The sequence below is a fragment of the Microcoleus sp. D3_18_C4 genome (assembly GCF_036702355.1).
GTDB lineage: Bacteria > Cyanobacteriota > Cyanobacteriia > Cyanobacteriales > Microcoleaceae > Microcoleus.
This window is the reverse complement of the sequence record NZ_JAUBTF010000049.1, coordinates 31,726-53,945: the sequence shown is the minus strand read 5'-3', so window position 1 is coordinate 53,945 and position 22,220 is coordinate 31,726. Positions and strand designations below refer to the sequence as shown.

At 47.1% G+C, this 22,220-nt stretch carries 16 protein-coding genes; 9 read left to right on the top strand and 7 right to left on the bottom strand.

Annotated elements, in window-relative coordinates:
* From QUA90_RS22040 to QUA90_RS22030, 3 genes are all read right to left on the bottom strand, one after another.
* The coding region (locus QUA90_RS22040) for a DUF4347 domain-containing protein (protein ID WP_333322692.1) at positions 1 to 1,907 on the bottom strand (1,907 nt) is incomplete at its 3' end.
* 205 nt (positions 1,908 to 2,112) lie between these two features.
* Positions 2,113 to 2,805, bottom strand: a complete 693-nt coding sequence (locus tag QUA90_RS22035) for a response regulator transcription factor (RefSeq protein ID WP_333322695.1) — start codon at positions 2,803 to 2,805, stop codon at positions 2,113 to 2,115.
* Positions 2,802 to 3,902 carry a HAMP domain-containing sensor histidine kinase gene (locus tag QUA90_RS22030; RefSeq protein WP_333322699.1) on the bottom strand — a complete coding sequence of 367 codons (1,101 nt, stop codon included), beginning with the start codon at positions 3,900 to 3,902 and terminating at the stop codon, positions 2,802 to 2,804. Before QUA90_RS22030 ends, QUA90_RS22035 begins: the two co-directional genes overlap by 4 nt.
* Positions 3,903 to 4,336: 434 nt before the next feature.
* On the opposite strand from QUA90_RS22030, the gene kdpA reads away from it, so the two are divergent.
* From kdpA to QUA90_RS22000, 6 genes are all read left to right on the top strand, one after another.
* The gene (gene kdpA, locus QUA90_RS22025; RefSeq protein WP_333322700.1) at positions 4,337 to 6,097 is read left to right on the top strand and encodes a potassium-transporting ATPase subunit KdpA; all 1,761 of its coding nucleotides are present in this window, start codon (positions 4,337 to 4,339) and stop codon (positions 6,095 to 6,097) included.
* Between the two features lie 69 nt (positions 6,098 to 6,166).
* Positions 6,167 to 8,260, top strand: coding sequence for a potassium-transporting ATPase subunit KdpB (gene kdpB, locus QUA90_RS22020; RefSeq protein ID WP_333322701.1), 2,094 nt, complete (start codon positions 6,167 to 6,169; stop codon positions 8,258 to 8,260).
* 157 nt (positions 8,261 to 8,417) lie between these two features.
* Positions 8,418 to 8,687, top strand: coding sequence for a K(+)-transporting ATPase subunit F (kdpF, locus tag QUA90_RS22015; RefSeq protein WP_333322702.1), 270 nt, complete (start codon positions 8,418 to 8,420; stop codon positions 8,685 to 8,687).
* Between the two features lie 41 nt (positions 8,688 to 8,728).
* Complete coding sequence (gene kdpC / locus QUA90_RS22010; protein WP_333322703.1) at positions 8,729 to 9,358, top strand: K(+)-transporting ATPase subunit C; 630 nt, start codon at positions 8,729 to 8,731, stop codon at positions 9,356 to 9,358.
* A gap of 174 nt (positions 9,359 to 9,532) precedes the next feature.
* Positions 9,533 to 10,675 (top strand): universal stress protein, encoded by a 1,143-nt coding sequence (locus tag QUA90_RS22005; RefSeq protein ID WP_333322704.1) that lies wholly within the window; start codon positions 9,533 to 9,535, stop codon positions 10,673 to 10,675.
* Between the two features lie 175 nt (positions 10,676 to 10,850).
* Positions 10,851 to 12,089: a sodium:proton antiporter gene (locus QUA90_RS22000; protein ID WP_333322705.1), complete on the top strand. Its 1,239-nt coding sequence runs from the start codon at positions 10,851 to 10,853 to the stop codon at positions 12,087 to 12,089.
* 289 nt (positions 12,090 to 12,378) lie between these two features.
* On the opposite strand, the gene QUA90_RS21995 is transcribed toward QUA90_RS22000, so the two are convergent.
* The 4 genes from QUA90_RS21995 to QUA90_RS21980 all read right to left on the bottom strand — a co-directional run bounded on the left by QUA90_RS21995 (position 12,379) and on the right by QUA90_RS21980 (position 17,748).
* Positions 12,379 to 15,735: a Calx-beta domain-containing protein gene (locus QUA90_RS21995; protein WP_333322706.1), complete on the bottom strand. Its 3,357-nt coding sequence runs from the start codon at positions 15,733 to 15,735 to the stop codon at positions 12,379 to 12,381.
* Between the two features lie 351 nt (positions 15,736 to 16,086).
* Positions 16,087 to 16,755, bottom strand: a complete 669-nt coding sequence (locus tag QUA90_RS21990) for a class I SAM-dependent methyltransferase (protein ID WP_333447722.1) — start codon at positions 16,753 to 16,755, stop codon at positions 16,087 to 16,089.
* A gap of 6 nt (positions 16,756 to 16,761) precedes the next feature.
* Positions 16,762 to 17,223 (bottom strand): cupin domain-containing protein, encoded by a 462-nt coding sequence (locus QUA90_RS21985; RefSeq protein WP_333447720.1) that lies wholly within the window; start codon positions 17,221 to 17,223, stop codon positions 16,762 to 16,764.
* A gap of 45 nt (positions 17,224 to 17,268) precedes the next feature.
* A complete protein-coding gene (locus QUA90_RS21980; protein WP_333322709.1) occupies positions 17,269 to 17,748 on the bottom strand; it encodes a hypothetical protein in 480 nt (159 codons plus the stop codon).
* A 148-nt stretch (positions 17,749 to 17,896) separates the two neighbouring features.
* Between QUA90_RS21980 and QUA90_RS21975 the strand changes: the two genes are divergently transcribed.
* The 3 genes from QUA90_RS21975 (at position 17,897) to QUA90_RS21965 (ending at position 22,108) form a co-directional block, all read left to right on the top strand.
* Entirely contained in the window at positions 17,897 to 19,351 is a 1,455-nt protein-coding gene (locus QUA90_RS21975; RefSeq protein WP_333322710.1) for a folate/biopterin family MFS transporter, read from the top strand.
* Between the two features lie 129 nt (positions 19,352 to 19,480).
* The gene (locus QUA90_RS21970; protein ID WP_333322711.1) at positions 19,481 to 20,977 is read left to right on the top strand and encodes a carotenoid oxygenase family protein; all 1,497 of its coding nucleotides are present in this window, start codon (positions 19,481 to 19,483) and stop codon (positions 20,975 to 20,977) included.
* A gap of 231 nt (positions 20,978 to 21,208) precedes the next feature.
* Positions 21,209 to 22,108: a DUF4436 family protein gene (locus QUA90_RS21965; RefSeq protein WP_333322712.1), complete on the top strand. Its 900-nt coding sequence runs from the start codon at positions 21,209 to 21,211 to the stop codon at positions 22,106 to 22,108.
* Positions 22,109 to 22,220 lie beyond the last annotated feature (112 nt).

Sequence of the window (22,220 nt, the reverse complement as noted above, 5' to 3'; positions counted from 1 at the left end):
AAGACTCCCGGAAATTGGCTGAGAACTTTATCGTGCAGAACCGTGTAGGTGTCGGGATTTGCTGTGGGCTGATTATTAGTAACGTTGATGTTCACCGTGGCGGGGACAGTCGCAGCCCCGTCGCTAACGTTGTATGTGAAGGTATCAGTGCCTACAAAGCCTGGATTAGGAGTATAAAAGAACTCGCCCTTGGGATAGAACATGATCGTACCGTTGGTCGGGCTTGTAACTAAAGTCGCACTCAGCATATCTAAGTCGCTGTCGGTGTCGTTGCTTAAGACTCCCGGAAATTGGCTGAGAACTTTATCGTGCAGAACCGTGTAGGTGTCGGGATTTGCTGTGGGCTGATTATTGGTAACGTTGATGTTCACCGTGGCGGGGACAGTTCTAGTATCAGTCCCATCGCTAACGGTGTAGGTGAAGCTATCAGTACCGACAAAGCCAGGGTTAGGAGTGTAAGTGAAGTCGCCGAGGGGGTTAAATATGATCGTACCTTTGGTTGGGCCTGTGACTAAAGTCGCACTCAGCGGGTCGCTGTTGGCGTCGGTGTCGTTGCTTAAGACTCCCGGAAATTGGCTGAGCACTTTGTCGTGCACGACGCTGTAGCTGTCATTGACGGCTACCGGGAAATTATTAACCGAGATGGGGCCGAGAGTAAAAGTGGCACTTGCTTGATCCGTGGCGTCGCCGAAAAATAAAAAGCTTGACTGGGTGTAGGGATTGAAGGGTAAAGCAGGCTGGCTGGTTGCTGGATTAAATGCTCCGTAGTTCCGCAGCGACTGATTTGTCAACAATGCTGTGCCGCCAGCAAACAGGCTGTAACTCGTGCCTTGAACCACCAGTTTGTAGTCGGTAGCATTGCTGATGTTAAAAGCTGCATTTTCCCCGCGAGTGAACAGGGGATTATCTTGCTGGGCAAAAATGCCTCCGTTAGGGCCGAGATTGCCGTTGGTGAAACCGAGTTCAATGCCTTTTGGAGCGTCGCTGCTAATAGCGATGATGCTGAAACCTGCTCGATCGTCACTACCACTGTTTTCCGCGGTAATTGCAACGTTGAAAGAGACGCTATAGCCGTTAGTAAGGTTGAGGGCCGGGAAAGTTGCGTTGACTGGAGTAAATGTTCCTGGCGCAGGAGTAGGAGTGTATCTGTAGTTGGTGTAGCCCGCATAGCCTGTAGTGTTATTGGCGGCGGTAACGCTAGCAGTATCAATGCCCGTGTTGGGCGAGAACGCACCAGTGGCAAGGGGAGCAGTACCCACTGGGGCAGGTAGAGGTATCTGCCCGTAAGCTAATTGAGTACCGGCTGCTGTCCCGATGCCTGGTGTGGTTGCTGATGTTGGTGGTAGTGGTGAATAGTTTGTGCCGTCGTAGAGGGTACGGCCGAAGGCAAATTGATAGGTGGCTCTTGTTGCTGGGTCGATCGCCAACCCAGATGACACCGCTCCCGTTGTATAATCTAATTCCCAATCTCCGCCTATAGCTGAACTGCCGATCGGCGATCTAGAAGCAGCAATTTTTGCGTTAGTTAGCTGACTCAGTTGCTGCACAAAGTTAGCGCCCTTTTCGCCCGCCGCTACATCGCACCCGTACAACAAAATCTCTCCACTGTCTGCCAGCGATCGCGACCAACGCTGCAATTGGTTAGCATAAGTTTTTAAATTTGTCAAGTTTAGATCGATCGCGCCTAGCAGCAAACTCGCGGGGCGACCGTGGGAGATGATATGAATACTTTTTATATTGCTGCGACTCGCTAGCGCTTCAGTAATTTGTGCTACTCCATCCCGGACCGCATCAAGGATAATTAATTCTGTCCCCGCTGCGATGCCGTTGCGGAGAGTTTGGGCATCTGGAACAGCAGAATCGAGAAAGGCGATCGAACTAAAAACTGAACTGGTAAAATTTTGCACAATTACACCTCTGGTTAGATGACCGTAGGAAAATTAAGATGTGTCGAGCTTAGCAAATTCACACATTAAATGTCATGAGTAAAATTAACAATCAAGACTGATATTAACTTTCCGTGAAGCTGCTACAGATTCATCTTGTAGAGGCGCGTTTAGCAAATAATTAATTATTTCAAAAACCGACAATCCCAGTACAAAAGTTGACCTTTTAGGGTTCGATCGCCAAAAGTTCTTCAGCAACCAATCCTTTCTGAATAGCGAGCACTGCTGCTTGAGTGCGATCGCGCACTTCTAACTTTTGCAAAATCGCGTGCACGTGAACTCGCACCGTCCCCGGAGCAATGCACAATATTTGTGCAATTTCCTGATTGCTTTTTCCCGCCGCAACTAAAGCTAATATTTCCTGTTCTCGCTTCGTCAGCGGATTCTCTAAAAGTTCCGATTTTAACCCATTTTTCACAGGTTCGGGATTAGCAAAAACCGCCCGAATTTCCGCAGTCGCGGCCTGATCCCACCACGAAGCGCCCGCCGCCACCGATCGAATTGCCAACACCAAAGTTTCCGCCGCAATTCCTTTGAGACAATAGCCCTGAGCACCCGCACCAATCAATCTTTCAATTAAGGATTTTTGCGAATGAGAAGTTAAGATTAAAACGGGAATTGCTGGATGTCGCTGTTTAATTTGGCGGCACGCTTCAATACCCCCAATTCCCGGCAAACCGACATCGAGAACCACTACATCGGGCAAGTGTTCCTGAGTCAGTTCTACTGCTGTTTCGCCATCTTCTGCCTCGGCAATTACTTGCAAGCAAATTTCTTGCTGCAACCGCGTTTGCAGCCCCAACCGAAACAGTTCGTCGTCTTCAACTAGGAGAATTCGCAATGGATAAGCTGGTTTCATTTCTCTGGGATAGCAGGGAGTCGGAATCCAAACAAAGCGCCGTGTGGCAATTTATTTTCTGCCCAAATTATACCGCCGTGCGCCTCAATAATTTGGCGAGATAAGTATAAGCCCAATCCCGATCCTTTGGCTTGCCGATCGCCGTTTCCTTGATAAAAACGTTCAAACAAGCGGGGCAGTTCCTCTGCAGTAATTCCTAACCCGCTGTCAATAACTTTCACCACCTGATAACTTGAATAAAATTCCATCACCACTTCTACTTTACCACCGCGAGGAGAATGGTTAATTCCGTTTGTTAACAAATTAGCAAAAACGCGCTGAAGTTGCACTGCATCGCCGTTTACCCACAAAGAGCGGCGGAAATCTGACTCTCCGTAACTCATATTAATGTAAACCCGGCGCGCTGCCGATAAATCTATCAGGGTGGCAATTACTTCTTCTGCCAAAGCAACTAAATTTACGGGCGCAAGTTGCAGTTTTAAACCTTCGGCATCGTTGCGGTAAACATCCAGCAGCGTTTCTACTAATTGTAGAGACATTTTGTGCGATCGCGCCATTGTTTCGAGAACTTTTTGCTGACTGGCGGTGACATTCCCAAATTTTGCTGACTGAAAAGCTTTAATTGTTTCGATCGCCCCTAGCATCGGCGTTTTTAAGTCGTGACTCAAAGTAGAGACAAAATCTTCTCGGATGCTTGCTAGCTGCTGCTGCGACTGCAACTCAGCTTTAGCGATCGCGATCGCTTCTTGGTACTGGTGGTTGCGATCGCTCAAATATCCCGTCACCCCTAAAGCCATGACTGCGATCGATCTATTTGCAACTGTCGCTAGGGCGATCATTTCTCCAGGAGGAACACACAAATTTAACAGCGTCAAAGCTACTGCTACCAGCGTAATCTGTAACTTACCCAACCGACTCAAGCGCGAATTTGCCAGTAAAATCGGCCCTGTGTATAAATACCCAAACAGATACTCCGACGGCGTAGTAAATTCCAGCACTACAACGATCGCAAATAAACTTGCGATCGACCACATCCCCCGCAAATACTTCTCTTGAATTGCCTGGTTGTCTGTGATTTTCAATAAGCTGCTTAACATCCTTTATCCATCCATTTTATATTTTATATTTACACTCTACTCTCTGCCTTATTCCTGCGGTTTTTCATCGCCGAAATTTGGGGAGCATCTCAATGAAAGCAGCAAGATAAAAATTGGAGTTTTGAGGCTCTCTTGCTGCGAGGCAGGAGGGAAGAGTCAGAATTTAGGAGCCAGAAGAAGTGTTTTTACAAATATGAGATGCTCCCGAAATTTGTCTCTTTTGACGCAAAAACAAGCGTTTAGAGAACATCTATATCTGCCAGCATAGATACTGCTAAATAGTTAAACATTTGTCTGTCCGTAAAAATATATAGCAGCTAAGCATAACGGGTAAACGGCAACTTATACCTGCGGGCTGATTATCAAAAATCCTAATGGCAAGTATATTGATTTTTAAAAGCAGATTGCACTTTTAAGGAAGTATTGGCTCAGTTATGCTTGAAGGATTAATTCAAATCGCATTAACGCTAATCATTGTAGTAGCGATCGCCCCTATTTTTGGTAATTACCTGGCGCGGGTGTACATGGGAGAACCAACCATTTTAGACCCGGCTATTAAACCTCTAGAACAACTCATCTATAAATCCAGCAATATCCGGTCTATAGATTCGATGACAGGTTGGCAATATGCGCGATCGCTACTGTACAGCAATGCAGCAATGGGCATATTTGTTTTCCTAATTTTCATGCTTCAAGGAGTGCTGCCTTTAAATGCCACCGGCTTAACTGCCCCAACCTGGGATACTGCGCTGCACACAACTATTTCATTCCTTACCAATACCGACCAACAGCATTACTCCGGCGAGACAACATTCACTTATTTATCCCAGTTAACTCTGGGTTTTTTAATGTTTACCTCAGCCGCTACAGGTTTAGCAGTAGGGATTGCTTTTATCCGGGGATTAACCGGCCGTCCATTGGGCAACTTTTACATCGATTTAATTCAATCAATCACCCGAATCCTGCTACCCCTTTCTTTAATAAGTGCCTTACTTTTGCTAATGTCGGGAGTGCCAGAAACCCTAGCAGGGCCGGCGGTAGCTCGTACATTAGAAGGCGGCACGCAAATCATTGCTCGCGGCCCAGTAGCTCACTTTGAAAGCATCAAACAACTGGGAGAAAATGGCGGCGGATTTTTTGCCATTAACTCGGCTCATCCTTTTGAAAATCCCAACCCTTTTACCAACCTGCTGGAAACACTAGCAATGGTTTCTATACCAACAGCTATGATTCACACCTACGGGAGGTTTGCCAACAACAAAAAGCAGGGATGGCTGATTTTTTGGATGGTGTTTGGCATCTACGTTATCTTGATTGGGATTGCAGCATTTGGCGAGTACAGCGGCAACCCTGAAATTAATAATTTACTGGGCACACAACAACCAAATTTAGAAGGCAAAGAAGTTAGATTTGGCTGGGCAGAGACTGCACTGTGGGCTGTCACTACGACAGGGACAATGTGCGGCGCTGTCAACGGGATGCACGATTCTTTAATGCCTCCCGGTGGTTTTGCTACTCTGTTTAATTTGTTTCTGCAAATCGTTTGGGGCGGACAAGGAACGGGAACTGCTTACTTGTTTATTTACTCCATTTTGAGCGTGTTTCTCACCGGATTGATGGTGGGGAGAACGCCAGAATTTTTGGGACGCAAAATTGAAAAACGAGAAATTGTTTTAGCCAGCGTAGTTTTGTTAATTCACCCGATCGCAGTTTTAATCCCTGGTGCCATTTCCCTCGCATTTACCGACAGTTTGAGCGGCATCAGCAATCCGGGATTTCACGGCATTTCCCAGGTGATGTACGAATACGCTTCGGCTGCAGCCAACAACGGTTCTGGCTTGGAAGGATTGGCCGACTCTCAACCCGCAGCTACCGGACTTTGGTGGAATTTAAGCACCTGTTTTAGCCTGCTGTTGGGGCGCTACGTTCCGATTATTGCCCTACTGCTTTTAGCTGACAGCATGACGAACAAACAACTGGTTCCCGAAACAACGGGCACTCTCAGAACCGATTCAGTTTTGTTCACCGGCGTCACCGCAGGAGTAATTATAATTCTGGGCGCGCTGACATTTTTCCCAGTTCTAGCTTTAGGGCCAATTGCCGAAGGATATGAAATTAGCAGCGGCAAATTTGAACCGACACCGATAACTGCACCCACAACACCCTTAGCAACACCAACTCCTCCACCTCAGTAGCCAAAATTCTCAACCTCACTCTTCTCTTTCTCTGTGTTCTCTGTGGTTCATTAAAAATCCCCAATCGATATGACTTCTTCCCATACCCCTGATCCCCCAAAAAAACCTGCTAGAGGCTCTCGTGAGTCTCGCAAGCACACGCCAAAAGCAAATACAAAAGGTCTTTATCAAAGAGCTTTTAAACAAGCTTTTGTCAAGCTAAACCCACGGGTGATGCTGAAAAATCCGGTGATGTTTGTGGTGTGGGTTGGCACAATTGTGACTGCATTATTAACTATCGACCCGACGCTGTTCGGCCCGGTTCCCGGCGAAAATCAGAGAGTTTTCAACGGTTTAGTCACGTTTATTTTGTTCTTTACTTTGGTATTTGCTAATTTTGCCGAAGCGATAGCAGAAGGGCGGGGGAAAGCGCAAGCAGATGCACTGCGATCGACCAAAGCCGACACAACAGCCCGCAAACTCCTACCAGACGGTTCAATTCAAGAAGTTAGTTCGACATCTCTGAGACGCGGCGACCAAATTAAAGTGATCGCAGGCGATGTCATTCCTGCCGACGGCGAAGTGATCGCAGGTGTCGCGTCGGTGGATGAATCTGCGATCACTGGCGAATCCGCACCGGTGCTCAAGGAACCCGGATCGGACATCGCCAGTTCCGTTACCGGCGGGACGCGCATCCTTTCCGACGAACTGACGCTGCGGGTGATGGCAGATCCGGGTAAGGGGTTTTTGGACAGGATGATCGCGCTGGTAGAGGGCGCAGAACGCTCTAAAACGCCGAACGAGATCGCGCTGACGGTTCTGCTGGCGGTGCTGACTCTGGTGTTTTTGATTGTGGTTTCGACGATTCCGCCGATCGCAAATTATGTGAAAACTCCCGTGGGCGTGGTGACGCTGATTTCGCTGCTGGTGGCGCTGATTCCAACAACCATTGGAGGTTTGCTGAGCGCGATCGGCATTGCGGGCATGGATCGCGTCGCTCAGTTTAACGTGATAGCGACCTCTGGACGCGCTGTGGAGGCTTGCGGCGACGTGAATACGCTGATTTTGGACAAAACGGGGACGATCACGCTGGGGAACCGTTTAGCCGAAGAATTCATTCCGGTTAACGGTCACTCGCTGCAAGAAGTGGCGCAGGTAGCCTTGGATGGGAGCGTGTTTGACGATACTCCAGAGGGAAAGTCGATCGTCCGTTTGGCTCAGAATTTGGGCGCACAGGTGGATTTCGATCGCGCTAACGCCACTGGGCTGGATTTTTCCGCAAAAACGCGGATGTCTGGCACGGATTTGCCCGATGGGACGGAGCTTCGCAAGGGTGCGGTTGATGCGGTGAAGGGTTTTGTGCGATCGCGCGGCGGCAATTTCGGGCCGGATCTCGATGCAGCTTACGAGCGAGTTTCCCGCTTGGGAGGCACACCCTTAGCTGTTTGTCAAGGCAGCGACACCTACGGCATTATCTATTTAAAAGATGTCATCAAACCGGGAATTCGCGATCGATTTGACCAACTGCGAAAAATGGGAATTCGCACCATTATGCTCACCGGAGATAACCGAATTACAGCATCAGTAATTGCCGATGAAGCAGGCGTTGACGACTTCATTGCCGAAGCCACTCCCGAAGACAAAATCGACGTAATTCGCAAGCAACAAGCCGAAGGCAAATTAGTAGCAATGACAGGAGACGGAACCAACGACGCACCCGCACTAGCCCAGGCAAATGTAGGACTCGCGATGAATTCGGGAACCCAAGCAGCGAAGGAAGCAGCGAACATGGTGGACTTAGATTCAGACCCCACAAAACTAATTGATTTAGTTACAATTGGCAAACAATTGCTGATTACTCGCGGCGCGCTGACCACATTTTCCCTAGCCAACGATATCGCTAAATATTTTGCAATTATTCCGGCAATATTTTCCCCTGTTGGGGCTTTAAACGTCATGGGTTTAGCCAGCGGTCAATCCGCAGTTTTGTCGGCATTAATTTACAATGCTTTGATTATTCCCGCTTTGATTCCACTAGCATTAACTGGTGTAAAGTTTAGACCCTTGACTGCAAATCAACTGTTGCAGCGGAATATTTTAATCTACGGATTGGGCGGAGCAGTCGCGCCGTTTATCGCCATCAAAGTTATTGATGTTTTGATTACCGCCGTTGGGCTAGCATAGATCGGGAAAGCATGACAAGGATTTTGACACGGATACACGGATTAATCTCGTTCCCCGGCTCTGCCGGGCAACGCAGATCCAGAGGCTCTGCCTCGATTTTACCCAAAAAATCATCCAATAAAAAGACCGATATTTATTCCCAAAATCAGGAGAATTTATGAAACGAAATGATTTGCTAAAGGATGTTTTTCCCAGAGATTTCCAAGAAAATCTTGAGTTAACACAAAGGCTTTGGCAGCGCCACCCAATCCCGGTGCAGCTATTTCTAGTAATGTGTTTCAATGCTATAGTTGCCCCCGCTGTCTACGCTGCTGCGGGTGAAGATTTGACCCGAAAAGCTGTCTGGGGTTTAAGTCTCCTAGGTTTGGTGATTATCGCCCTTTCTATTTACTTGTTCGTAGTCATCTTTCAGCCGGAAAGATTTTAGTCAATAATTAACCCTTAGCAAATAACCGATCGAGGTAATTTATGAGAGAAATAATTAGAGCCATTCGCCTTACCCTGGTTTTGTGGGGAATTACAGCCCTTATTTACCCTTTAATCTTGCTAGTAATCGGCCAAATGGCCTTCAACTCCCAGGCAAACGGCAGCTTAATTACCAACCAAGGAGTTGTAGTTGGCTCTGCTTTAATCGGTCAGCCTTTCTCCTCGGAAAGATATTTTTGGAGCCGTCCCAGCACCACCAATTACAGCAGCTTTGCGACAGAAAATTACGATCCGACAAAGGGAGAAAATGTTAGTCAAAGAACAGGCGTTTCCGGTGCTAGCAACCTTGCCCCCAGTAACTCGGTTTTGCTGAAGCGAGGCAATGAGAAAGATGGTTTTAAAGGGGTGAAAGTTGAATTAGATCGCCTTAACAAAGCTGGTATCAAACCAACTGCTGATTTAGTGTACACCTCTGGTTCTAGCCTCGATCCACACATTAGTGTAGAGGCAGCTCGCACGCAAATTCAGCGGATAGCAAAAGTACGATCGCTGAATTTAAATCAAGTAGAAATGTTGGTAGCCAAAAATACAGATGGCAGATTTCTCGGCATTTTCGGTGAACCGGGAGTTAACGTCCTGAAACTGAATTTGGCTCTCGATCGTTTACAATAGTTTACAGTCAATAGTCAGTAGTCCTTAGTCATTAGTCATTAGTCATTTGTTACTTGTTATTTATAGCAACCGCCAACTACCAACTGACAACCGCCAACTGACAACTGACAACCGACAACTGTCAACCGACAACTAACAACTGACAACTGACAACTCACAACTCACTACTCAGCTATGATTCACTCTAGCGAACTTACCAACAATCCAGACGCGGTTTACGCCCAACCGAACCGCACTTACGATCGCACTACCCGCCGGGGAAAGCACAAAATATTTATCGGCATGGCCCCCGGTGTCGGCAAAACTTTCCGAATGCTGGAAGAAGGACACAGGCTCAAATCTGAAGGCATTGATGTGGTAATTGGACTGTTAGAAACTCACGGCCGGAAAGAGACAGCAGCTAAAGCAGAAAGATTGGAGATAGTACCCAAAAAAACAATGCGGCGCGGCGAAAAAATGCTCACCGAAATGGATACAGATGCTGTCATCGAACGCCGTCCTCAATTAGCATTAATAGACGAACTGGCTCATACAAACATTCCGGGTTCTCTGAGAGAAAAACGATATCAAGATGTCGAACAAATTCTCAAGGCTGGAATTGATGTTTTCTCCACCCTCAACATTCAGCACATAGAAAGTCTCAACGATTTAGTAGCTCGAATTACCGGAGTTGTAGTGCGAGAGCGAGTGCCCGATCGCGTCCTCGAAGATGCTGACGAAATAGTCGTTGTCGATGTCACGCCGGAAACTTTAGAAGAAAGGTTGCTAGAAGGCAAAATTTATGCTCCAGAAAAAATTGAACAATCTTTAGAAAACTTTTTCCAGCGCCGTCATTTAATCGCTTTGCGAGAACTCGCCCTGCGAGAAGTCGCAGACAATGTGGAAGATGATGCTGCAACTTTAAAAGGTCAATCTTGCAACATTCACGAACGAGTTTTAGTGTGCATCTCAACTTATCCGAACTCCTTGCAACTGCTGCGGCGGGGCGCGAGGATTGCTAGCTACATGAATGCTCCATTTTATGCTGTGTTTGTCAACGATCCAGACCGATTTTTAACAAAAGCAGAAAGCTTGCACGTTGAAACTTGTGAGAAACTATGTCAAGAATTTAAGGGGCAATTTTTGCGGGTAAACGGGACTAATATAGCCAAAGTGATTTCGGAGGTAGCTAAACAGTATCGCATTACTCAAATTGTGATCGGCGAAAGCCAGCAATCCCGCTGGCATTTGCTGCTGCGGGGTTCTTTGACTCAACAGTTAGTGCGATCGCTCAAACACGTAGATTTGCACATCATCGCTACCGAAAAAAGTCAGTAGTCATTAGTTATTAGTCAGCAGTCAGTAGTCAGTAGTTGTGAGTTGTGAGTTGTTAGTCATTTAGCATAAAAACTGCAACTTTCGGAGGATAGCTGAATCTAGCGGGCGGTGGATGCACCCGAAGATTTTACGTGCCAGAATCGCACTTAGTAACCTGATTAAAAATGCAATCGCTATGGTGGATGATTACATTCTCAACTTGCTAGTTATTGGCATCCTCCTGCTTACCGTTACCTTGGGTTCCGGCTGGATTTCGCGATTGCCTGTATCTTATGCCTTAATTTATCTAATTGTCGGTATCGGATTGGGACCCTACGGCGTCAAGCTGATTGACTTGCGTCCCGAAGCTGAATTTTTAGAAAGGCTTACAGAATTTGTAGTTATTGTTTCTCTGTTCAGTTGCGGCTTAAAAATGAATCGCCCGCTGCAATTTTGGGCTTGGAATTCCACAGTGCGGCTGATCGGTTTTTTAATGCCGATTTCTATTTTTGCAGTGGCCGCTATCGGTCATTGGTTTGTAAAATTAGATTGGGGCCCGGCGATTTTACTGGGAGCAATTCTCGCTCCCACCGATCCAGTTTTGGCCTCAGAAGTTCAGTTAGCTCATCTAGACGATCGCGATGAATTGCGCTTTGGTTTAACATCGGAAGGCGGTTTGAACGATGCTTTAGCTTTTCCCTTTGTTTATTTCGGCATTTATTCGCTAAAAGATAACAACTGGTCGAACTGGTTTGCGCAGTGGGTAGCAGTTGACTTGATTTGGGCGATCGCCGCAGGTATCGTTATGGGTATTTTAGTAGCTAAAGCCGTCACCTGGATCGATCGGCAACTCCAACACTATAGACCGGCCGATCAATTAATGGAAGATTTCATTGCCCTCAGCACAATTCTGCTTACCTATTCCCTCACAGAAGTAGTCAACGGCTACGGATTTCTCGCCGTTTTTGTAGCAGGAATTGTCGTGCAGCGGAGTTACCGCAACCCAGAAAAGCCGCTTTCCCAACTGCACTTTACCGAGCGTATAGAAAAGTTAATGGAAGTAGGAACTATTTTACTATTAGGTTCACTTTTGCGCTTAGAGCCTATGTTGGCATATGGAGGCTACGCCCTCCTAGTAGCTGGATTGTTGATTTTTATAATCCGGCCTGTGGGAGCTTGGATTAGTACGATCGGCAGTCCTTTGCACCCCGCCAGCCGCTGGCTCTGCGGGTGGTTCGGTATCCGTGGTGTCGGTTCTATCTATTATCTTACCTATGCTTTTGGTAACGGTTTAAAAGGCGAAACCGCCGAAAAAATTGCCTGGATTACCTTTACAACAATCATAATTTCTGTGGTTTTGCACGGCATTACTTCCACCCCGTTAATGAACTGGTACGAGCGCCAAATCAAACCTAAAGTCCCGGATTTAATTTAATTCATAGTCCTAGACGCATAAATACCTTTAAAAACAGGGTTTTTCGCTTCTATTAAAGATTAACCATGCAGTCTCTTCCTAAAAAAAACTGGTTTCTGCGTCCAGGACTAATTGAGTAAGGTGTGTGACTTTGAGTTCTTCACTTACCAGTGAGATGATTGAGAGTCACGCACCCTACTAAATCTTAATTCTAGATCGCCCCCAAAGCGCACACCGTTGCTTTCTGTGCGTGAGTTATTCCCTCACTCTTAAGTTGAAAGCAAAGGCATTGCAACGCATCTTACAGGTGTTAAGGGACAAGAGGAGACTCGAACTCGAAAGCGCCGATGTCAATAATTCCCCCGCTAACGCGATTAAAAGGAGAGATACCCCGCTGGTCGTAGAAGGGAGGACCGATAAAAGGTCCAGACGTTAAAACAAAAGCTGGGTCGCCACCATTAATAGCGGGACTAGCCGGTTGCAGTGCCAAAGTCTGAGTCGAACCGCCGTTATCTGCCAGGGGGTTTAGTAGGGGGTCAATAGGTGCAGCAGCAGTGCCAACTTGATCGCCAACAGCAGTAAAACCCGTGCTGCCAGTACCGTCGCCAATTAAGTTGTAGCCACCGCTGGCGAAGCTGCCGAAAACGTCAGGGTCAGTGGTGGCACTGTTGAGAGCGATGATAGTATTTTTGACATTCACCGTGCCGCCGTTCCATATACCACCGCCACTTGCAGGGGAAGACAACGAGGGAAATGATGGCACACTGTTGGAGGGGTTTGCTTTGTTGCCGGAGAGAGTGCTGTTTGTCAGCGTTACCGTGCCAGCTTTGTTATAGATGCCAGCACCCCTGCTACCTGCGTTGGTTGCTGTGTTTCCAGAGAGAGTGCTGTTCGTCACCTCTACTGTGCCGTTATCGTTATAAATGCCACCACCAAACAAACCACTCTCAAAAAAACTACCGACAGTGTTACCAGAAAGAGTGCTGTTCGTGACTTTGACTGTGCCACCCTCACGGTTATAAATGCCGCCACCACTGCCACCGCCCGCATCGTTGCCAGAAAGAGTGCTGCTTGTCACCTCCACAGTACCGCCTTGGTTAGAGATGGCAGCACCATTTACTCCTGCCGGAACCCCTAGGGTAAAACGCACTCCAACGTTGCCAGAGAAAGTGCTGTTTGCTACTTTGACTGTGCCTGGGCCATTGTTAGAGATGCCACCGCCATTGGTAGCGCGGTTGCCTGAGAAAGTGCCGTTCGTCACGTTTACTGTGCCGCTATTGTTTGAGATGGCACCGCCTCTGCTTGGTGCGAAGCCACTGTTGCCTGAGAAAATGCTGTTAGTCAAATTTACTGTGCCACCCTCATTGTGGATGCCACCACCACTGGGGATGGGATTCAAATTGGGGTTAAAGAAATTGCTCAAACGGTTGTTAGAGAAAGTGCTGTTGGTCGCATTTACTGTGCCGCCATTGTTGTAGATGCCACCACCCCTGCCACCTGTCACAGTGTCACCTGTCACAGTGTTGTTAGAGAGAGTGCTGTTGGTCACATTGACTGTGCCACCGTCGTTATAGATGCCGGCGCCGTCTCTTGTATAACCATTGGCGATGGTTAATCCATCAAAAGTCGCACTGACTCCACTGTTTACCTTGAAAATCCGGTAAATTCCGCCCGTATCCAGCCGTACTGTCAAGTTGCTAGAACCAGTGTTATTAGTAATAGTGACATCGCCACTAATCTCAGGTAATACTCCTGTGAGATTGATTGTCTGTGGCCCGGCTGGCAGATTGAAAGTAATAGTATCATTCCCAGTAAAAGCGTTAGCATTCAGCAGTGCTTGTCGAAACGAACCTTCTGCCAGACTGTAGTCTATCAGGCTGTCATTGCTATTGACAACTACAGTATCATTGGCTGCGATCGCGACAGTAGTATTGTTTTGGTTAGCATCAACTTGGTAATTCCCATCTGCTAGTTTCAGCTTCAGCGTCTCCTGTGCCTCAGCATGGATATCATCGACAGCCGTGAGGCTCACATCTACAAAATTTTGTCCCTCCGGGATGGTGACAGTGACATTTGAACTGTTGACAGAAAAGCCACCACCGCTGAGGGTGTAGTCGCTAGGTTTAGTTGGATTGTTGCTACTACCGTCTATTGCTAGGTTGACTGTTAAGTTGCCGCCACCCTCACCCGTGCGACTGATGCGAAAAGTGGCTGGATTGTTGCCTGTTTCTGATGCTGCCTCATCTATAGCAGCTATGCTGACCGTTGGCAAAATGTCATCGTTAATAATAGTGAAGCTAGCAGTTTGCTGACTTCCTAAAATTCCCCTGCCTACTGGATTAACTAATTTCAAATTAATCTGTTCGTCTGGTTCGACAATCGTATCTCCCACAAGAGGAATTGATACTGTTTTGGATTCTTCGCCACTGGCAAAGTTGATAGTAACTGGCAGATTGTTAATGTAGTCTTCGGTAACAGTAGCTGTGGAAGTTGTATCTAGTTCCACTTGGAGGCTGACTGCCCCCTCACGGCTGCCCGTGCGTTGAACTGTGGCGACAACTTGATTGGGACTGCCACTGTTGCCCTCGTTAGCACTGTAGCTAGAGGTGCTGAATGCTAAGAGACTGGGGATTGATATGTCATCGTTAATAATAGTTAAAGTAGCAGTTGGCTGACTTCCTAAAGTTACCCTACCTACAGGATTAACCAATTTCACTTTAATCTGTTCGTCTGGTTCGACAATCGTATCTCCCACAAGAGGAATTGATACTGTTTTGGATTCTTCGCCACTGGCAAAGTTGATAGTAACTGGCAGATTGTTAATGTAGTCTTCGGTAACAGTAGCTGTGGAAGTTGTATCTAGTTCCACTTGAACGCTGACTGCCCCCTCGGTGCTGCCAGTGCGTTGAAGTGTGGCGACTATTTCGGAAGTGCCACTCTTGCCCTCGTCGGCACTGTAGCTAGAGGTGCTGAATTCTAAGATACTGGGGGTTGAGTTTGAGGTAAGTGGAGTGAGTGAGGTGGTGAAATTGGCGGCTCGGATACTGCTGCTGTTAATACCTTTTAAAATAGCGAGATATTCGCCTGTCACGTTATCTCGAACGATCGTATCTCTGGCAAAATCGCCTGTTCCTTGAGAGATATTCAAGTCTTGAAATTCCAAGCCTCCATCGAGTCCTATTAAGTCTGTACCCAGGCTAAAGTCGGCAATCAAGTCAGCATTGGCAAGAGTAGAACTGCCGGTATTAACTGAATTATTTTGTACTCGCCCGATGACAAAAATGTCGTCACCCTCGTCACCCCTTAAGGTATCGGCACCGCTATCTCCAAATAGGACATCATTGCCTTCATTTCCAGATAGCAAATCATTTTCTTTGCCGCCGCGCACAAAATCGTTGCCCTGCCCTCCTTCGAGGGTATCATTACCGTTATCGCCAAACACCCAATCCTCGTTTGCGTCGCCTTGAACCTTGTCACTGTCTTTGCCGCCGTAGAGGGTATCATTGGCTTGGTTGCCCAAGATGTAGTCATTACCTTGGTTGCCAAAGATTTGATCGTCCCCTTCTGCGCCAAACAGCGTATCATCGCCTTGTTTGCCGGAGAGGGAGTTACTTCCAGGAAAGCCAATTAAAACATCGTTGTTGGGGGTACCTTCGAGTGTAGCCATTTTTTTTGATAGATGCTAACTGAGCGGAGTTGCTCTAGCGCGGATCTCGCGGGTTAGCGGAAGCGATCGCGATTTCCATCGCGCGTAGTGCGATATTGCAAATTAGAATCTATGACGCTACCAACTTTATTAAGTTCCACTGTTGGGCTGGCTAAAGGAAGTGCGTAGGCTTTGCAATCTACTAATGTTTTGTTTAGCTATGAAACTGGTTTCACCCAGCCCGTGTAGCTGGTGCGATCGATCAACTTTACGTCATCCTATCGGTTGCAGATCAATAATAAACAAAGTTTATTGTCTCGCGCGATTGAAAAAAATCAAAGCGAGTTTGCGGCTGCAACGAAATTTCAAGCATTAGGGAGCCTTCTGCACCACGTTGACAGGGGTGACTGGTTTCACCCCAACTAATAAAGCGAGTTCCCGCCACTTCCAATAACAATCTGCATCGGTAAAACCAATTTCTCTAAACCAGCGCAATTGCGTTTCTACATCAAGCAATTGATTAGACGGATCATCTGGCGAATCGCTAATACCAATTGCCTCTCGAAATTTATCATGCAAAGCGGGAGTTGCTGACGCTACGTGTTCCAAATTGCAAAAAATGCCTCCGGGCTCCAAAAGCTCGAAAATCTCGGTGTAAAGCGAACGTTTGCGATCGTCTGCTACATGATGAATCGCAAAACTAGAAACAACCGCATCAAACTTGCCCAAATCCGCCGGTAGCGATTCGTCAAAATTGTGCTCAATTACCGTGACATTCTGGTCATCACCAAAGCGAATTCTGGCTTTTTCCAGCATTGTCGGCGAAAAGTCGATCGCCACACATTCAACATTTGGTCGATCGCACTTAAGCAGACCCAGCAACCGCCCGTCTCCCGTGCCCACATCCAGAATTCGCTTCACATTTTTCGGCACTTCCTCCAACAAAATCGCTTCACCTTCAGTGCGGTGAGGAATTCCATCAGCTTTAGCAAGATACCACAAAGCGTGTTCCGCAGAAGTCCAAAGATTCACTTGACTCATAAATTTTTAATCCTCATAAATCTCGCCATTTTTACGAGTAAAAATCCAACCATTATCGCTAGCTTTGGCAATTAAATCATCATCGGGATATTCGGCACTATCTCCCGGAGTGCGATCGCCAATTTCCAGATAAACAACATCTGCATTGCTGCGGTTGACTAAATGATGCCCGTCTGCATCACCCGCCGGAAAACCCGCCGCCATACCCGGTTTCAGCACTTGCTCTCCCGAATTTGTAATCAGAGTAACTTCCCCTTCCAGAACATAGATTAACTCATCTTGACGAGTGTGCCAATGCCTGAGAGCAGAACAACTTCCCGGCGCAAGTCTCACCAAATTCACCCCAAAATTCTGCAACCCGGCAGCATCGCCCAATCGTTTTTTAACTCTCCCCGCAACAGCAGATTGGAATTGCTGAGGGTACTTGGAACCCGTAATTTGTGGCACATTTTTAGGATCGATAATCATAAAACATTCCTTTCACCAATTGCCCACTTTTATAAAAAAAATTAGCTATTCTAACGGTTTCAAAGTAGTAGGATTTTCCCGAATCGGTTTAATAAAACGGCTGTTAGCCCGCACAAAACAATTACCCTTATCAGTAGAAATCGGCAGCCAAGGTTTGCCCTGAGAGTCAGAAATCATAATTTGATTAGCATTATTTCCCGTCACCGCTTCCAAGCGCTGTCCCCGCCGAAAAACAGTCACCACAGGCCACTGCGAAACATTATGTTTATTTCTTTCAAACAACTCAGCAGGCGCATCCAAACCGTCTACAGAAATCGATCGAAATCTCTGAGCCATCCGGCAATTTAACCCTTTAGAATCAGAGTCAACAACCAACCAATTTACCTGCCTGTTGCCCCGCTGTCTCGCAGGTGGCACCGGATAATCACCTTGCTTGTTAGCAACGGGTATTGCTGAGGCTAAATTAGCCCCCATTCCTAAAATCCAAGTCGCTGCGAGAAAGACAATTCTAATCTCTGCTTTCATTGCTACCAAAAATCCTTTAATTCGAGCTCATCATAATTTTATATTACCTGCCACTTCCCCGTCACTTCCGCATCCCACCTCCGACAGTTCCCGCAAGCCATTAAGAATGTGTTATAAATATTGAGATTCATTAAGAAATATTGCTAAAATGCTCGTTTCCTCCTCCGGCGTCAGCAAACTCAAAGAATCTTTAAAAGAAAAAGTATTCTTTGGGAATGAGCCAACCCCCGAACTCATAGCCATCTTACTGATTTACTTCGTCCAAGGCATTCTCGGACTAGCCCGCTTAGCCGTCAGCTTCTTTCTCAAAGACGAACTAGGTATGAGTCCGGCAGAAGTTTCGGCAATGCTGGGCGTCGTAGCCCTGCCTTGGATTATCAAACCCGTGTTCGGCTTCATGTCGGACGGCTTACCGATATTCGGCTACCGCAGACGCCCTTACATCGTCCTCTCCGGGCTGCTGGGAACCTTAGCATGGGTGAGCCTCGCAACAATTGTACACACACCGCTTGCAGCTACAGGCGCGATCGCCCTGAGTTCCCTCTCCCTCGCCGTCAGTGACGTAATCGCCGACTCCCTGGTAGTCGAAAGGGCCAGAAAAGAATCCGTTACCGACGCCGGTTCCCTGCAATCCTTGTCTTGGGGCGCTGCAGCCCTCGGCGGACTAATTACCGCCTACCTCAGCGGTTCCCTGCTGCAACACTTCAGCACTCATACTATCTTTTTAATCACCGCATCTTTCCCGCTAATTGTATCAGCAACAGCTTGGTTAATTGCCGAAGAAAAAACCGACAAAAGAACCGACTTTGAAACAGTCAAAGACCAATTCAAACAACTGCGGCAAGCTGTTACCCAAAAAACAATTTGGCTGCCCACCGCCTTTCTCTTCCTCTGGCAAGCCACCCCAAGCTCAGACTCCGCCTTCTTCTTTTTCACCACCAACGAATTAGGCTTTCAACCAGAATTTCTGGGCCGAGTGCGCCTCGTTACCAGCATTGCCGCCCTCGCCGGCATCTGGCTGTTTCAACGCTTCCTCAAAACAGTTCCATTTCGAGTAATTTTTGGCTGGTCAACCGTCCTTGCGGCTACTTTGGGCATGACTACTTTATTATTAGTAACTCATGCCAACAGAGCTTTAGGAATTGACGATCAATGGTTCAGCATCGGAGACAGCCTGATCCTGACAGTAATCGGACAAATTGCTTATATGCCGGTGCTCGTACTCTCCGCCAGATTGTGTCCCCCAGGCGTGGAAGCAACTTTATTTGCCGTATTGATGTCAGTCACCAACTTAGCAGGACTTATTTCCCACGAAGGCGGCGCACTTTTGACCCACTTGCTAGGAATTACCGATCGCAATTTCGATAACCTCTGGCTGCTAATTGTCATCACAAACCTCTCCACACTTCTGCCCCTACCCTTCTTAAATTGGCTGCCCGCCGATAGTACAGAAAGCGCCGATCCAAATTCTCAAAAGTCTCTTCCCGTATTAGAACCAGAAATCGGCAGTTCCAAACCAGGCGGACAGCATTTCATGCCCGAATACTTTCCCGACTTAGTACCGACAGTAAGGTCACAAAGCCGCACCGCAGACAGCAAATAAAGGCAGGCACACACGGATTTTGACACGGATACACGGATGAATTTAACTGTGTTTCCAAATTCTCCGATTTTCCTTCTCTCTGCGCCCTCTGTGTTCTCTGCGGTTAAAAAATTCGCTCCCGTAACACCAATGCAAGACTTACAACTTTCCGCATCTCAAACCGCAGCTCAAAACGTATCATACGATCGCACAGACTGGCAGCGCGGTTACGAATCCCAACCCAACGAATCCGACTACTGGATTGACGACATAGAAGGCGAAATCCCCGCTGGCTTGCAAGGCACATTCTTTCGCAACGGGCCGGGATTATTGGATGTCAACGGCCAGCGCATCCACCACCCGTTTGACGGTGACGGGATGGTTTGTGCGATCGCAATATCCGAAGGTCGCGCCCATTTCCGCAACCGATTCATACACACAGAAGGCTATATCGCCGAACAAAAAGCCGGAAAAATCCTCCACCGAGGCGTTTTCGGCACACAGAAGCCAGGGGGCTGGCTAGCCAACATCTTTGATGTCAAAATCAAAAACATTGCCAACACCAACATCATTTATTGGGGCGACAAACTGCTAGCACTTTGGGAAGCCGCACAGCCCTACAGACTCGACCCCCGCACCCTAGAAACACTCGGCTTAGACACTCTAGACGGCATTTTACAACCCGGTGAAGCCTTCGCCGCCCACCCCAGAATTGAAAAAGGGAAAAATGGCAAAGGAGACAGATTAGTAAACTTTTCGGTCAAGCCCGGTTTGTCGAGTACCATCACGATTTACGAACTCGACGAAAGCGGCAAACTTTTGCAGCGTCACGCCCACGCAATACCGGGTTTTGCCTTCCTGCACGACATGGTAATTACCCCGAATTACTGCATATTCTTCCAAAATCCCGTCAGCTTCAATCCGCTGCTTTTCGTGTTAGGATTTCGGAGTGCATCCCAGTGCATTCAATTTTCGCCAAACAAGCCAACGCAAGCAATTTTAATTCCCCGCAACGGCACTGACGAGGTAAAGATATTAGAAACCGAACCTTGTTTTGTCTTCCACCACTGCAACGCCTGGGAAGAAGGAGACGAAGTTTTTGTTGACTCAGTTTGTTACGAATCATTTCCCACAGTAGAAGCGGACGGCGATTTTCGCGAGGTTGATTTTGAGAGCGTCCCCGCAGGCGAATTGTGGCGGTTTAAGTTAAATTTGCAAGACAAAACCGTGCAGCATCAAGTTGTTGAAACTCGGTGCTGCGAGTTTCCGACTCTGCATCCCAATAATGTCGGACAGCCTTACCGATATCTTTATATCGGTGCTGCTGATGCTCCCACGGGAAATGCTCCTTTGCAAGCTATCCTCAAAATTGATTTCGTGACTGGTGAAAGGCACATTTGGAGTGCGGCACCACGCGGTTTTGCGGGGGAACCGGTGTTTGTTACCCGTCCCGATGCTGTTGCGGAGGATGACGGCTGGCTGCTGGTTTTAATGTATGATGCAGCTAATCATCGATCGACCTTAGTGATTTTAGATGCTCGCGACATCACCAAAGGCCCGGTAGCGCGCTTGCATTTAAAACAGCACATTCCCTACGGTTTGCACGGAAGTTTCACACCAAATGTACTGCTTCCTATCGGTTCGTAGTTGCCCGTTGATTCGCCTGGTTCTTGCGCCGATGAGCGCCACAGCCCGCCGGGGGTTTAAACCCCCGGCTCACAGCGAAAGTCCTCTAAAAGAGGACTAAAACCAAGATTTATTATCGATCGAGTTTCTTTAGTCGGTTTCAACCGACTTTAGCTATGAGCCAGGGGTTTAAACCCCTGGCGGACTGCTGGGAGTGCTAACAACTATTCAAGATGTAAAATATCATAATAAATGCAAACTATCAACATATTTAATTTCAAAAAAATACTTATTTTAATTGGCACTTTCCTCGCAATTTTCGCAATCATCTTATCTATTTACTCTCACAATGCTAACGCTCAAGAGCCTTATAATCTATCTCCAGAAAGCACTGTAGCGTCCAAAGGCTTGGTTGAGGTCAAAATGACATTAATAGCCGTTGATCCCATTAAAAACGAATTAGAAGCCCGCTTGCAGTTTGAACTAAAAGGTATCTATAAAAAAGGGCCAACTTACCCAGCTCAAGACTTGTTAATGACAGTTAACGGCGCAAACGTACCGGATTCGGAAATTACCTTTAAAGAAGGTAAACCGATGATTGTCCCTGCATTGAAGTTTAACTTAGTCAAAGGAAAAATTAACAATTACCCGTTTGATAGGCACATTGCTAAAGTAGCTATTTCGATTGACCCGCTGCCTTCGATTGGGAAAAAGTTTGCTCCCTTTGAACTGAATCCCGTGCCGCTGGAATTTAAGTTTAATGCCGATGTTCCCGGTTTCGACATCAGCTATAAGCCGATGGAAGAGAATTCATCTATCTTTATTTATATCGATGTTTCTGCAACTCGATCACTGCCGGTGAAATTCTTTGCGTTAGTGATAATTGTGATCATGTGGGTGCTGTCAATTATGGCGCTTTTGCTAGCATTGAAAGTGATGAAATCAGGCAAGTTGCCGGAAGTGGGAATGTTGAGTTGGACTGCTGTCATGCTGTTTGCTTTTCCCGCGATTCGCAACGCTCAACCGGGGGTGCCTCCCGTGGGAACTGCCAGCGATTTCCTTTCCTTTTTTTGGACGGAAATTATAGTTGTGGTGGCGTTGGTGATTATCGGTAGCTGTTGGTTAAAGCGGTATCATCCGCCGATTGAATGATTTTAGATTTTAGATTTTATATTGGAAGAATTTACCCCCGATATAAATCAGGGGGCTTGTAGCTTTGATACTTTCAATTAACAGCCAACAGTCAACTGTTAACTAAATTCAA